15 protein-coding genes are annotated in these 12,619 nt (G+C 71.1%); 9 read left to right on the forward strand and 6 right to left on the reverse strand.

Features of this window, described 5'->3' with window-relative positions:
• Positions 1-7: 7 nt before the first annotated feature.
• The 5 genes from MEU52_RS03955 (at position 8) to lpxK (ending at position 4,360) form a co-directional block, all read left to right on the forward strand.
• The gene (locus tag MEU52_RS03955; RefSeq protein ID WP_238119907.1) at positions 8-901 is read left to right on the forward strand and encodes a 3'(2'),5'-bisphosphate nucleotidase CysQ; all 894 of its coding nucleotides are present in this window, start codon (positions 8-10) and stop codon (positions 899-901) included.
• Entirely contained in the window at positions 898-1,149 is a 252-nt protein-coding gene (locus MEU52_RS03960) for a DUF4170 domain-containing protein (RefSeq protein ID WP_238119906.1), read from the forward strand. The genes MEU52_RS03955 and MEU52_RS03960 overlap by 4 nt, the downstream gene beginning before the upstream one ends.
• A gap of 264 nt (positions 1,150-1,413) precedes the next feature.
• Positions 1,414-2,034, forward strand: coding sequence for a lysophospholipid acyltransferase family protein (locus tag MEU52_RS03965; RefSeq protein WP_238119905.1), 621 nt, complete (start codon positions 1,414-1,416; stop codon positions 2,032-2,034).
• Positions 2,031-3,329, forward strand: coding sequence for a 3-deoxy-D-manno-octulosonic acid transferase (locus MEU52_RS03970; RefSeq protein ID WP_238119904.1), 1,299 nt, complete (start codon positions 2,031-2,033; stop codon positions 3,327-3,329). The genes MEU52_RS03965 and MEU52_RS03970 overlap by 4 nt, the downstream gene beginning before the upstream one ends.
• Entirely contained in the window at positions 3,326-4,360 is a 1,035-nt protein-coding gene (gene lpxK / locus MEU52_RS03975) for a tetraacyldisaccharide 4'-kinase (RefSeq protein WP_238119903.1), read from the forward strand. Before MEU52_RS03970 ends, lpxK begins: the two co-directional genes overlap by 4 nt.
• 75 nt (positions 4,361-4,435) lie before the next feature.
• Here the strand turns inward: lpxK and MEU52_RS03980 are convergent, their stop codons facing one another.
• Complete coding sequence (locus MEU52_RS03980) at positions 4,436-4,663, reverse strand: DUF2093 domain-containing protein (protein ID WP_238119902.1); 228 nt, start codon at positions 4,661-4,663, stop codon at positions 4,436-4,438.
• A 95-nt stretch (positions 4,664-4,758) separates the two neighbouring features.
• Positions 4,759-6,354 carry an exodeoxyribonuclease VII large subunit gene (xseA, locus tag MEU52_RS03985; protein WP_238119901.1) on the reverse strand — a complete coding sequence of 532 codons (1,596 nt, stop codon included), beginning with the start codon at positions 6,352-6,354 and terminating at the stop codon, positions 4,759-4,761.
• Positions 6,355-6,535: 181 nt separating this feature from the next.
• On the opposite strand from xseA, the gene purD reads away from it, so the two are divergent.
• The 4 genes from purD (at position 6,536) to MEU52_RS04005 (ending at position 9,549) form a co-directional block, all read left to right on the forward strand.
• Positions 6,536-7,798, forward strand: a complete 1,263-nt coding sequence (gene purD, locus MEU52_RS03990) for a phosphoribosylamine--glycine ligase (RefSeq protein WP_238119900.1) — start codon at positions 6,536-6,538, stop codon at positions 7,796-7,798.
• 9 nt (positions 7,799-7,807) lie between these two features.
• Positions 7,808-8,236, forward strand: a complete 429-nt coding sequence (locus MEU52_RS03995) for an acyl-CoA thioesterase (protein ID WP_238119899.1) — start codon at positions 7,808-7,810, stop codon at positions 8,234-8,236.
• Between the two features lie 87 nt (positions 8,237-8,323).
• Complete coding sequence (locus MEU52_RS04000) at positions 8,324-8,902, forward strand: DUF1214 domain-containing protein (protein WP_238119898.1); 579 nt, start codon at positions 8,324-8,326, stop codon at positions 8,900-8,902.
• A complete protein-coding gene (locus MEU52_RS04005) occupies positions 8,899-9,549 on the forward strand; it encodes a DUF1254 domain-containing protein (protein WP_238119897.1) in 651 nt (216 codons plus the stop codon). Before MEU52_RS04000 ends, MEU52_RS04005 begins: the two co-directional genes overlap by 4 nt.
• Positions 9,550-9,584: 35 nt before the next feature.
• On the opposite strand, the gene MEU52_RS04010 is transcribed toward MEU52_RS04005, so the two are convergent.
• The 4 genes from MEU52_RS04010 to MEU52_RS04025 all read right to left on the reverse strand — a co-directional run bounded on the left by MEU52_RS04010 (position 9,585) and on the right by MEU52_RS04025 (position 12,489).
• Entirely contained in the window at positions 9,585-9,800 is a 216-nt protein-coding gene (locus MEU52_RS04010) for a hypothetical protein (protein WP_238119896.1), read from the reverse strand.
• A 113-nt stretch (positions 9,801-9,913) separates the two neighbouring features.
• Positions 9,914-10,261: a DUF1491 family protein gene (locus tag MEU52_RS04015; protein ID WP_238119895.1), complete on the reverse strand. Its 348-nt coding sequence runs from the start codon at positions 10,259-10,261 to the stop codon at positions 9,914-9,916.
• Between the two features lie 12 nt (positions 10,262-10,273).
• Positions 10,274-11,011, reverse strand: coding sequence for a peptidoglycan-binding domain-containing protein (locus MEU52_RS04020; protein WP_238119894.1), 738 nt, complete (start codon positions 11,009-11,011; stop codon positions 10,274-10,276).
• Complete coding sequence (locus MEU52_RS04025; protein WP_238119893.1) at positions 11,008-12,489, reverse strand: sensor histidine kinase; 1,482 nt, start codon at positions 12,487-12,489, stop codon at positions 11,008-11,010. Before MEU52_RS04025 ends, MEU52_RS04020 begins: the two co-directional genes overlap by 4 nt.
• Between the last annotated feature and the right edge of the window lie 130 nt (positions 12,490-12,619).

Raw genomic sequence — 12,619 nt, forward strand, 5'->3', positions numbered from 1 at the left:
CGAAGCCATGAGCGCAGACCCCAACAAAGCCGCGCCTGGCCACGGCTCGCCCGGACCGGCCGACGACCACCGCGACGATGCCCTTTTGGCCCGCCAGCTGAGCGATGCGGTGGCCGAGGCTGGCGCGCTGGCGCTCTCCATGTTCCGCTCGGGCGTGAAGGCCTGGAGCAAGGACGATCGCTCGCCGGTGACCGAGGCGGATCTCGCGGTCGACCGTTATCTGCATCAGCGCCTCACCGCCCTCGCCCCCGATTACGGCTGGCTGTCCGAGGAGACCGCCGACGCCGCGGCCCGGCTGACGCGCCGCCGGGTCTGGGTGGTGGATCCCATCGACGGCACCCGCGGCTTCATGAACGGCGCGCCCGATTGGGCGGTGTCGGTGGCGCTGGTGGAGGATGGCCGGCCGCTGCTGGCGGCGCTGTTCGCCCCCATGCTCGAAGAAATGTTCACCGCCCGTCGCGGCGCCGGCGCTCATCGCAACGGCTCGGCGCTCACCGCCGGCCAGCGCGCCGATCTGGCGGGCGCGCGGGCCGCTGGCCCCAGCGAGGCCCTCGACCGGCTGGCCGCCGCGGCCGCCATCACCCGCATGCCGCGCGGCCATTCCCTGGCCCTGCGCCTCGCCCGGGTGGCCACCGACGAGGTGGACGTGGCGGTCTCGCGCGCCGACAGCCACGACTGGGACCTGGCGGCCGCCGATCTGGTGGTGGAGGAGGCCCGCGGCCGCCTCACCACCCTGGACGATGCGCCCCTCATCTATAACCGGGCCACTCCGCGTCACGCCGCCTTGGTATGCGCGGGTATCCGGCTTCACGGCCCTGCCATGGCCGCGGCCCGCAGCGGCACGGCGCCCGACGCCGCGCCACCCCTCTCTCCCGTGACCACCCATTCGGACACGCCATGACCACCTCAACACCCTCGAAACAGCTGCCTCACCTCGTGTTCGGCGGCGAGCTGACGGACATTCACGGCACCGACTTCAAGGACCTGTCGAAGATCGACATCGTCGGCATCTTCCCGGACTACGCCAGCGCCGCGGCGGCCTGGAAGGCGAAGTCGCAGCAGACCGTGGACAATGCCATGATGCGGTATTTCGTCGTCCACCTGCATCGCCTGCTCGATCCCGAGACCGGCAAGGCGCACGGCGAGTGATCGGGCGCCGCGACGCGCCCCTCCGGCCCGCGTGATCTCCACAGCACGGGTGGTGAAAGCCCCGCCCGTGCTGTTGTGCTTTGACTGCCGCGCACAAGCGGCTATGGATGGCGCGGTGCATCGCCCTCCCTGGCGGTGTGCGTCTCACGACAGCGAGCAAAAAGAACAATGTGGCGGCGATTGAGGACCAACCGCGCGTTCCAGGTCGCGGCTGGGACTACCTTTGCGCAATATTTCAAGTTTGTGGCGCACACGACGCGGTTCGTGATCGAGCCGCCCGACATCTTCGAGACCATCGACGAGCGCATGCCGGTCATCATGACCTTCTGGCATGGACAGCACTTCCTCACGCCCTTCGCCATGAAGCCGCATCACCAGGCGAAGGTGCTCATCTCCCGCCATGCCGATGCGCAGATCAATGCCATCGCCGCCGAAAAGCTGGGCGTAGGCACCATCCGCGGCTCCGGCGCCACCTCCAGGCGCGACTTCCACCGCAAGGGTGGCGTGTCCGCCACCTATGAGATCCTGGCGACGCTGGAAGCCGGCATCAATGTGGCGATGACCGCCGATGTCCCCAAGATTGCCCGCAAGGTGGGGATGGGTGTCGTTACTATTGCACGGTATTCAGGACGGCCTATCATCCCGCTCGCCATGGCCACCGGAAACCGTATCACCTTGAAAAGCTGGGATCGGGCCAGCCTCAACCTGCCGTTCAGCCGGGGTGCGGCGGTGGTGGGCGAGCCTGTGTTCGTCGCCCGCGATGCGGATGATGCGGCGCTCGCCGCGGCGCGCGATCTGCTGCAGTCGCGGCTCGAGGCCATCACCGCGCGGGCCGAGGCGCTGGCCCGGGGCACCGCGAAGCCGGAGGGGGCTCCGCGCGTATGAAGCGATCCCGCGCGCTGCCTGTCCCCCTCCGCCTCTACCGCGGCGCCAGCTCGGCCGCCGCGCTGCTGACCCCGGCCTGGCTGAGCTACCGCGTGCGCAAGGGCAAGGAAGATCCCGAGCGGCTCTCCGAGCGCCGGGGCTATCCCAGCGCCGAACGACCCGAAGGCCCGCTGATCTGGGTGCACGGCGCCAGCGTCGGCGAAGTCAATTGCGTGCTGCCGCTGATCGAGCGCCTGCGGCAGCGGGGATTCGAGGTGCTGCTGACCTCGGGCACCCTCACCTCCAGCCGGGTGGCCGCCCATCGGGCGCCGGACGGCGTCATCCACCAGTTCGTGCCACTGGATGCGGCCGGCTTCGTGCGCCGCTTTCTCGACCACTGGCAGCCCGACCTGGTGCTGCTGGCGGAATCCGAATTGTGGCCGAACCTGTTGTCGGAACTCAGCCGCCGCGACACCCCCACGGTGCTCGTCAACGGCCGGCTGTCGCCGCGCTCGGCCCGCCGCTGGAGCCGCCTGAAGGGCAGCGCCCGCGCCCTGCTCCGCCGGGTCGACCTGTGCCTCGCCCAGAGCGAGGAGGACGGCGGGCGCTTCCGCGCGCTCGGCGCCGAGCGGGTGGAAGTGTGCGGCAACCTCAAGTTCGATGTCCCACCGCCGGCGGTGGACGGCGCCGATTTCGACGAATTCGCCCGCGCCCTCGGCCCCCGGCCCCTGCTGCTGGCGGCCTCCACCCATCCGGGCGAGGATGAGGTGGTGATGGCCGCGCACGGCCTGCTGCGCCAGCAGATGCCGGATCTGCTCACGGTGATCGTACCGCGCCATCCCGAGCGGGGCGATTCCATCGTCGGCCTGGCCGACGCCGCCGGCTGGGCCGCCGCGCAGCGCAGCCGTGACGAACTGCCCGCCCCCGACGCCGACCTTTATGTGGCCGATACCCTCGGCGAGCTCGGTCTGTTCTACCGTCTGGCACCGGTGTCGTTCGTCGGTGGTTCGCTGGTGCCGCGCGGCGGCCAGAACCCCATCGAGGCCATCAAGCTCGGCAGCGTGGTGTTGCACGGCCCCCACGTGGGCAATTTCGCCGACACCTATGGCCAGCTGGATGCCCAATACGGCGCCCTGCCGGTCAGCGACGCGGATTCCCTGGCACGCACGGCCTTTGCCCTGATGCATGATCCCGAACTGCGTGCCCAGGCGGCGAGCCAGGGTCAGAAGACGCTCGAAGCCCTCGGCGGCGCGCTGGAGCACACGCTGCACGCCATCGAGCCCTATCTCATCCAGATCCGCCTGCAGCACCGATGACCGCGCGGGCGCCAGCCTTCTGGTGGCGCGCGCCGGGCTGGGCGGCGCACCTGCTGGCGCCCATCGGCGCGGTGATCGGCGCCTTCACCCTGCGCCGCATGGCCCGACCGGGCGGCGCGGCGCCGCTGCCGGTCATCTGCATCGGCAACCCCACCGTCGGCGGCGCCGGCAAGACGCCCACCGCTCTGTGGTGCCTCGAGCGCCTCACCACCGCGGGCGCCCGGCCGTTCGCCCTGCTGCGCGGCCATGGCGGCGCCATCACCACGCCCACCGAGGTGGATCCCGCCCACCACGATGCCAACGCAGTGGGCGACGAGGCGCTGCTGCTGGCCGCCCATGCGCCGACCATCGTCGCCGGCGGCGATCGGCTCGGCGGCGCCCAACTGGCCGCCGCCCGCGGCGCCACCCATGTGGTGATGGACGACGGCTTTCAGAATCCCAGCCTCGCCAAGGACGTGAGCGTGCTGGTGGTGGATGGGGAAGTGGGCGTCGGCAACGGTTACGTGCTGCCCGCCGGCCCCCTCAGGGCGCCCCTCGCCCCGCAGATCGCGCGGGCTGACGCGGTGCTGCTGATCGGCGGCGGCGCGGCGGGAGAGGCGGTCGCGGACTGTGCCCTCGGCCTCGGCAAGACGGTGCTGCGCGGGCGGTTGGCGCCGGCGCCGGACAGCATCGACGCGTTGCGGGGCATGCCGCTCCATGCGGTCGCCGGCATCGGCCGGCCGGACAAATTCTTTGCCACCCTGGAGCGGGCCGGATTGAACGTGGTGGCGCGCACCGCCTTCGCCGATCACCACCGCTTCACGCGGGCGGAGATCGAAGCGCTGATCGCTGGCGCCCAAGGCGCCCGGCTCGTAACCACAACCAAGGATATGGCCCGGCTGGCGACACCGGAACTGCGGGATATGCGGGCGCACTTCACCGCCGTGCCGGTGACCCTGGAACTGGGCCAGCCCGCCGCCTTCGATGCGCTGTTGCGCCTCGCCGCCCGCCGCTTCGAGGCCCGGATCGCGTCACCTGCCACCGAAGACTGACCCGCCGCCGACAGCCCCGCGCTTTTGCGCTCCGGGTCGGCCGAAGACCTCAAGCCTCGGGCCGGCCGCTGGATTTCAGGCCTCGGGCCGGCCGGCCTCGCGCATGCGGGCGAGCACCGCCTCGGGGCCGGAATAGGCCTCCTGCAGATCGACGCTCCAATAGCGCAGGTCGTCGAGGGGGATGATCTGCCCGGTCACCGCGCAGCGCACGAAGCTGCCGGGACGCACGATGCGGAATTCACCATCGAGATAGCGCAGCTCCGCCTCGCCGTTGGGATCGGGGAAGCGTTCAAATCGGTTCATCACGTCACGCAAGATCCTGAAGAGGATATTTAACATAGTGCTTTGCCCACGCGGGCGAAAGAGGCCCGGCAAATGTCTCGCCCGCCAGAGTTGTCTCAGCGGTCGAACAAGGTCGGCCCGGGATCGGGCTTGCGGGCCCGTCGCGCCGGCGCCTTGCGGGCCGGCACCGGGGCCACCGCCGGCGTGCCGTCGGCGGTGAGGGTGTCCGCCGCCACATGACCATCGGCGAACTGAAGGTCGATGCGGGCGCCCGGCGCCAGCGCCGCCGCTCGGCGCACCGGCCGGCCCTCCCCATCGCGCACCAGCGCGAAGCCGCGATCCAGCACCCCGTGGTAGGACAGCGCCGACAAGAGCTGGGCGAGGCTGCCCAGGTGGCGACGCCGCTCGCGCACCCCCGCCGAAACCAGAAAGCGCGCCCGGCCGATCAATTCGTCGAGCCGCCGATCATGCCGGGACAGGGCATCGCGCTGCACCGCGCCCACGGCCTGCAGACGGCCCATGGCGCTGTCGAGCCGGTCGCGCGCGCGACGCAGGCCGATCGCCGAGGCCCGCGCCAGCCGCCCCTCCAGATCGCGCAGCCCCATTCCCGCCTGGCGGCAGCGCTGGCGCAGGGTCGCTGGCGACAGGCGGGCGGACGCCGCGGTCAATCGCAGCCGGTGGGCGTCGGCATTGGCCTTGAGCGCCCGCGGCAGGCGATCGCCCACCCCGTCCAGCCGCTGACGGGGAATGGCGAACAGATCCTCCGCCGTCGGCAGCAGCCGCGCCAGGGCCCGCAGATCCGCGCGCCGGCGCTCCAGAAGGCGGATCGGGCTTGCCGCCAGGCGTGCGCCCAGTCCTTCCACCGCCGCGATCAGATCGGACCGCACCGGCACCACCATCTCCGCCGCGGCGGTGGGGGTGGGCGCGCGCACGTCGGCGGCGAAATCGATGAGGGTGACATCGGTCTCATGGCCGACGGCCGAAACCAGGGGAATGCGACTGTCGGCCGCCGCGCGCACCACCGCTTCCTCGGAGAAGCCCAGAAGGTCCTCCAGCGAGCCGCCGCCGCGCGCCACCACGATCACATCGGGGCGCGGCACCGGGCCGTGCTCCGGCAGCGCGTTGAAGCCGCGGATGGCGGCGGCCACCTCGGCGCCGGAGGTGTCGCCCTGTACCCGCACCGGCCACACCAGGACCCGGCGCGGAAAGCGATCGGCCAGACGGTGGAGAATGTCGCGGATCACCGCCCCGGTGGGCGAGGTGACGACGCCGATCACCCGCGGCAGATAGGGCAGCTCCTGCTTGCGGGCGGCATCGAACAGGCCTTCGGCGGCGAGCCGGCGCTTGCGCTCCTCCAGCATGGCCATGATGGCGCCGGCGCCGGCGAACTCCATCTGCTCGATGACGATCTGGTAGCCCGACTTGCCCGGATAGGTGGTGAGGCGGCCGATGGCCACCACCTCCAGCCCCTCCTCCGGCCGCACCCGAAGGCGGGAGAAGCTGCCCTTCCACACCACCGCGTCGAGCCGGGCGCCGACGTCCTTGAGGCTGAAATAAGCGTGGCCCGAGGAATGGGGCCCGCGATAGCCGGAGATTTCGCCGCGCACCCGCACATAGCCGAACGCCTCCTCCACCGTCCGCTTGAGGGCGGCGGAGAGCTCGGAAACACTCCATTCGGGCGCATTGGCGCGCGGCTCGGCAGTCTCGACCATCGAATCAGTCTACAGGATCACGAAAGGTCTTGAGCATAACGCGGTGCTCCCCTATGCGGCGAGCGCAGAGCCGAAGCTCTTGTTTGCTCCGGCGTGAGCCGATAGCGAAGAGCCGACAACCTGACATCAGACCGGCCGCACCGCACGGCCGATCCAACAACAAGCATGGAGTGGAGGGCGGATGAACATTCTGCTGCTCGGTTCGGGGGGCCGCGAGCATGCCCTCGCCTGGAAGCTGGCGCAGAGCCCTGAGCTCGGCCAATTCTACGCGCTGCCTGGGAATCCCGGCATCGCCGAGCATGCGGATCTCGTGGAAGGCATCCCCCTCTCGGCCCACGACACGCTGGTGACCTGGTGCCAGGATCACGGCATCGAGTTCGTGGTGGTCGGCCCGGAGGCGCCGCTGGTGGCCGGGCTGGTGGACCGGCTGGAAGCCGCCGGCATTCCGGCGTTCGGCCCCACCGCCGCCGCCGCGCGGCTGGAAGGCTCCAAGCTCTTCACCAAGGAATTGTGCCGGGCCAACGGCATTCCCACCGCCGCCTTCGCCCGCTTCGACACCGCCGCCGAGGCCGCCGCCTATGTGAAGGCGGAAGGCGCCCCCATCGTCATCAAGGCCGATGGCCTGATGGCCGGCAAGGGCGTGGTCGTCGCCCTCACCGTGGATGACGCGGTGGAGGCGGTGGAGCAGGTGTTCGCCAGCGGCGGGACCGAAGTGCTCATCGAAGAATTCATGGAGGGCGAGGAAGCGAGCCTGTTCGCTTTGGTGGACGGCGAGACCGTGGTGCCGTTCGGCAGCGCCCAGGACCATAAGCGCGCCTTCGACGGTGATCTCGGCCCCAACACCGGCGGCATGGGCGCCTATTCGCCGGCCCCGGTGCTCACCGCCGAGCTGGAGCGCCGCGCCCTCGACGAGATCATCCGCCCCACCGCCCGCGCCATGGTGGCCGCCGGCACGCCCTATCGCGGCGTGCTCTATGCCGGACTCATGCTCACCAAGGACGGCCCCAAGCTGGTGGAATACAACTGCCGCTTCGGCGATCCCGAATGCCAGGTGCTGATGCCGCGCTTCACCGGTGACCTGGTGAAGACCCTTCATGCCACCGCCACCGGCCACCTGGCCGAGATCGAGCCCATTTGGTCCGCCGACAGCGCCATGACCGTGGTCTATGCCAGCCGCGGCTATCCCGGTCCGCACCAGACCGGCACCGTCATCACCGGCCTCGATGCCGCCGCCCAGGCCGGCGCCCTGGTGTTCCAGGCCGGCACCCGGCGCAAGGGCGGCGACCTCGTCTCCAACGGCGGGCGCGTGCTGAACGTCACCGCCACCGGCCCCAGCCTCGCCGAGGCGCGGGACCGGGCCTATGCCGCCATCGGCGCGATCGACTGGCCGGATGGCTTCTACCGCACCGACATCGGCTGGCGGGCCCTCGGCCCGAACGGCTGAGGCCCTGTCATGAGCACCGAGAAGCCGCCGCTGCCGCGCCTCGATGCGTTCCCGGTGCGCACCCGCGACACGGTGCGCTTCGCCGACACGGACAAGCTCGGGCACGTCAACAACGCGGTCTTCTCCACCTTCCTGGAGACCGGCCGCGCCTCCATGCTGCTCGGCCCGGGGGTGGAGGTGGCGCCGGCCGGCACCTCGTTCGTGATCGTGCGGCTGGAGCTGGATTTTCGCGCCGAGCTCATGTGGCCCGGCGAGGTGGAGATCGGCACGCGGATCGCCACCGTGGGCCGCAGCTCCATCGGCCTGTCGCAGGCGCTGTTCCAGAACGGCGTGTGCGCGGCCACCGCGCAGACCGTGCTGGTGCTGTTCGACACCCGCGCCCGCGCCGCCACGCCGCTGCCGCCCGAGAGCCGCGCCCTGCTGGAACGCTACATGTAGCCACCCGGCGGCAGGCTTGGCCTCGCCCCCCTTGTGTTCTACTTAAGGACGTCGCCGCCCGCTGGGGGGCCGAGCCCGGATCGACCCGTGCGCCTGCTCACTCTCGCCTTCTCCTTCCTGGTCGCCATCGCCCTGGGGCTCGGGGTGACGCTTTATGCGGTGACCCATTCGCGCGGGCTCGACACCGTGCGGGCCGGCGCCTGGGAAGGCTGGCCCCGCTCCGGCACCATTAAGGCCGATCCCTATGCGCGAGCGGCGGTGGCGCGTTCCGGCGAGCTGCCGCTGGAGCTGGCGGACGGGCTGCTGTTCCTCGCCACCACCGACGATGCCGGCCGCCCCATCGACGGACGCTGCGAAACCCGCATCACCGGAACCCTGCCCCAGGCCCGGCTCTGGACTCTCGCGGTGATGGATGAAGATGGCCGCTTCATTCCCAATGACGCGGAACGCTATGGTCTCACCAGCGCCGAGGCGGTCTATGCGGCCACCGGCGGCATCGATGTGCGCCTGGCGCCGCGGGCACGGCCGGGCAACTGGATCCCCACCGGGGCCCGCAGCCGCCTCAAGGTGGCGCTCCGGCTCTATGATGCCCCCTTCTCCTTCGCCTCCGGGGCCGGCGACGCCTCCACCGTGCTGCCGCACATCACCCAGGAGGCTTGCCCGTGAGCCTCTTCGACACCTTCACCCTGCGTCCGTCCCACCCAAACGCGCCGCGCGCCGGGCTGGGCCACCGCTTCGGCGCGCTGCTGGGCCGCGTTCCCTGGCTGTGGCCGCTGCGGCTCATGGTGCCACTGGCCATGGTGCTGGTGCTGGCGGCCATCGCCCATATCGTGTCGATCCTCGCCATGCCGGCGCTGGCGGAGCGCAATGCCTTCGCCCGCCTGTCCGAGATCACCGATGCCAATGTGATGACGCTGCTGCCGGAACCGACGCCGCAGCAGGCGGCGTTGCCGATGATGGACCCGGCCTTCGTCTCGGCGGTGTGCCTGTTCGACCTCACCGAGCATCCGCTCAAGGTGCGCGTGCCCGCCACCGCCGACTACACGTCGGTGTCCTTTTATACGGACGAGATCCTGCCCTTCTACGCGCTGTCCGATCAGGCCGCGGGCAAGGTGATCGAGCTCGATCTCATGAATGCCGACCAGAAGGCGGCGTTGCCGGAGGATGAAGAGATCACCGCTGCCGACCGGCTGGTGATCGAGGCGCCCTCGCAGGAAGGCATCGTGCTGGTGCGCGCCTTCGTGCGCGACCGCAGCCTCAGGGCCAAGGTGCGTCGCGAGCTGGCGGCGGCCACCTGCGCCCGCGCCGAATAGCGACCGGACGAACACTCAATCCCGACGATTGCGCCTCAGTGCCGGCAACCCGTGCCCCGCTGGGCGGTGAGCTGTTCCTGCGCCAGGGTGGAGACCGGATCCGCGTGACGCTCGATGCGCACCACCGGCAGGATCACGATCCTGGGCCCCGCGAGATCAGGCCGGGGCCCATCCGCCCTGGGCCGGCGCGCGGCCGAGGTCGCCCGGGCGGCGCGCTCGTGTTTGGTCGGAAATGCAATGACCGTGTTCATGCCTCTGGTCCTCCAGTGCGACCATGACCACAACGTCCATTGCCTTCTTATGGTTTCGCGGGGCTTAACACGTCGTTAACGATGCCGGTGGGGCAGCCCTCCCGACCCGTGCCTCATGGCTCCACCAGATCGAGGAAGCAGCGCCCCTGGCGGTCTTCGATCTCCACCACGTAAAGATCGGGATCGAAACGGATTTCCTTGGCGAGGCGCTGGTCGCTCTCGGCCTCGGGACGGCCGGGGGGCACCAGCACGCTGAAGCGCCGGGCGCCGGTGTCGTCGGCTTCGAACACGCTCTGCGGCGCCGGCCCATAGAGGGCGGCGGTGCCATCGAGCGCCGCCACCTTCACGAATACCGCGCCGGCCTCCTCGGAGCCGCGCCGCGCCACCACCGCGAACGCGCCCTCCACCTGGGCCTGGCGAATCACCGCCGACACGAAGATATCGCTTCTCAGACGGACCACCGCGCGCTCCGCTCAGTTGACCGCGAGGCCGGAAACCACACCAAGCTCACGCACCAGCCGATCGGAGATCTCGCCATCCACCGGCAGCTTGCGATCGCGCTCGAAGCGCTGGATGGCGAGCCGGGTCTCGGTGCCGAAGGTGCCGTCCACCTTCAGCGGCCCATAGCCCAGCTTGGCCAGGGCCCGCTGCACCGAAAGCACCCGGGGCGAGGCGGGAATGTTGGCGGGCGGGCGCATGCCGCCCAGATCTCCCGTCACGGCCCCCATGGCCAGCGGCGGGCGCTGGCCGGCCACCGGGCGCGGCGCGGCGATGGCGCCGGCCGCCGCCTCTTCCGCGCTCACCGGCTTGAGCGGCGTGGAGAGGCCCGTGACCGAGGTCTTGGAGGCGAGATAGCCGAGGGTCCCGTTGGGCTCGCCCAGTTGCACGCTGGTTCCGCCCTGATGGTTCGGATTGACCGGCGGCAGCGGAATGGAGGTGCTCCGCACCGTGGCCTTGCCCTTGTCGCCCAGCCCGTCGGCCGCGCCGGCCACCGCCGGCGCCGGCAGTTGGGCCACCGGATGACGGCCCTGCAGAGCCAGGGCATTGGCCAGAATGCCGAGCCCCGCCGCCGCCACCACCGCGGTCATCAGAAAATCCAGCACCTTCAACCGGCGCCCGCCGCGCGGGCCGGGACCCGGCGCGCCGTCCAGGCCCAGATCCGGGGCCACCAGCTCCGGTGCGTGGTCGAGTGCCGCCTGATCGAGACTCATGCCATCCTCCGTGCCGGCGCTGCGGCCCCGCGCCGCTGGGGAAAGGCCGCCACCACCTCGGCCCCACCCTCGCGCGCGGCACTGGCCGCGGCCTTCAGGGGCAGGCTCACGGTTACGGTGGTGCCGCGACCAATGGCGCTTTCCACGCTAAAATTACCCTCGTGCAGGGTCACGAGCCCCTTCACCACCGCCAGCCCGAGGCCGCTGCCCCGCGCCTTCTGCGTGCGGTCACCCGCCTGGAAGAAGGGTTCGCCCATCCGCGCCACATCCTCCGGCCGCATGCCGGGGCCGGTATCACGCACCCGCAGCACCAGCCGGTCGGCCTGCCGGCGCACGGTGATCTGCACCCGCCCGCCGGCGGGCGTGAACTTCACGGCGTTGGACAGGAGATTGAGCACGATCTGCCGCAGGGCGCGCTTGTCGGCATCGAGGCGCGGCAGGCCGGAGGCGATGACCTTGCGCACCTCCACACCGCTGCGCGCCGCCTCCAGCGCCACCATCTCGGCGCAGCCCGCCACCAGCTCGGCGGTGTCCACGGTCTCCGGCTCCAGCGCATAGGCGCCGGCCTCCACCCGCGACAGGTCCAGGATATCGTTGACGAGGCCGAGCAGATGCTGGCCGCTTTCGTGGATGATGCGGGCGTAGTCCGCCTTGCGGGCATCGTCCATCTGGGCACCGGTCTCGGTGGCCAGCAGCTCGGAAAAGCCCAGAATGGCATTGAGCGGGGTCCGCAGCTCGTGGCTCATGGCGGCCAGGAAGCGGCTCTTGGCGGCGTTGGCCTGCTCGGCATCAGCGCGGGCGCGGGCCTCCTCGTCCGCCTGCTGCTTGGGCACCGAGGGTTCGCGCCACACCAGCCGGGCGCCGCCCTGGCGGGCCGGCAGGCCCCGCACCTCGAAGGCCTGAAACGAACTGTCGTCGGCGCCGCCGCGCAGCCGCAGGTCGCAGCTCACCGAATTGCGGCCATGCGCCGCCACCCGAACCGCCGCCAGGAACGCCGGCCGGTCGGCCACCTGCACGCGGTTGAACAGAGCCTGGCCCAGCAGGGCCTCGCGCGCGGCGCCGGTGAACGCACCATCCGCATGTTCCACGGCGCGCACCTCGCCCATGGGACCGTGCACGGTCACCAATACGGCGCCGGCGCACAGCCCGGCATCGGACACCCCACGGGCGGCGCGGCTGAGGCGGGCGGCGATGGCGGCCAGCGCGCCGCACAGCAGGCCGGCGGCGAACAGGAACAGCGCATCCAGCGGCTCGCCCACCAGCAGGCCCGAGGCCTGCCCCACCAGCACCGATCCGGCGCTGACCAGAGCGACGACGCCCAATGCTCCCAGCACCGCGGCGACGATGCGCCCCAGCACCGCGAGGCGCGGCAGCCCGTCATCGGCGGCGCCCGCCACGCGGGACATGGAGGCCCGCGCCAGGCCACCGAAGCCGTCACGGCCGCTGGGCGGCGCCATGTTGCGTTGTGTCACCGGCATTGAAGGTCTTGTCGTGGTTCCGTTCCGTGCAGTGGCGCCACTGTGCCATGAAGGCTTTAAACGAACGCTAAGCCGGCCACGGGGCCGCTCCAGCGTTAACGATGCCTTGAAAAGTCCTGCGCCCCCGCCC

It is taken from the genome of Xanthobacter sp. NM-25, from assembly GCF_022138605.1.
GTDB lineage: Bacteria > Pseudomonadota > Alphaproteobacteria > Rhizobiales > Xanthobacteraceae > Xanthobacter.

Excerpts from the sequence above, each read along its gene's own strand:
- MEU52_RS03955 (WP_238119907.1), top strand. The coding sequence starts at position 8 with ATGAGCGCAGACCCCAACAAAGCCGCGCCTGGCCACGGCTCGCCCGGA.
- MEU52_RS03960 (WP_238119906.1), top strand. The coding sequence starts at position 898 with ATGACCACCTCAACACCCTCGAAACAGCTGCCTCACCTCGTGTTCGGC.
- MEU52_RS03970 (WP_238119904.1), top strand. The coding sequence starts at position 2,031 with ATGAAGCGATCCCGCGCGCTGCCTGTCCCCCTCCGCCTCTACCGCGGC.
- lpxK (WP_238119903.1), top strand. The coding sequence starts at position 3,326 with ATGACCGCGCGGGCGCCAGCCTTCTGGTGGCGCGCGCCGGGCTGGGCG.
- MEU52_RS03980 (WP_238119902.1), bottom strand. The coding sequence starts at position 4,663 with ATGAACCGATTTGAACGCTTCCCCGATCCCAACGGCGAGGCGGAGCTG.
- xseA (WP_238119901.1), bottom strand. The coding sequence starts at position 6,354 with ATGGTCGAGACTGCCGAGCCGCGCGCCAATGCGCCCGAATGGAGTGTT.
- purD (WP_238119900.1), top strand. The coding sequence starts at position 6,536 with ATGAACATTCTGCTGCTCGGTTCGGGGGGCCGCGAGCATGCCCTCGCC.
- MEU52_RS03995 (WP_238119899.1), top strand. The coding sequence starts at position 7,808 with ATGAGCACCGAGAAGCCGCCGCTGCCGCGCCTCGATGCGTTCCCGGTG.
- MEU52_RS04010 (WP_238119896.1), bottom strand. The coding sequence starts at position 9,800 with ATGAACACGGTCATTGCATTTCCGACCAAACACGAGCGCGCCGCCCGG.
- MEU52_RS04020 (WP_238119894.1), bottom strand. The coding sequence starts at position 11,011 with ATGAGTCTCGATCAGGCGGCACTCGACCACGCACCGGAGCTGGTGGCC.
- MEU52_RS04025 (WP_238119893.1), bottom strand. The coding sequence starts at position 12,489 with ATGCCGGTGACACAACGCAACATGGCGCCGCCCAGCGGCCGTGACGGC.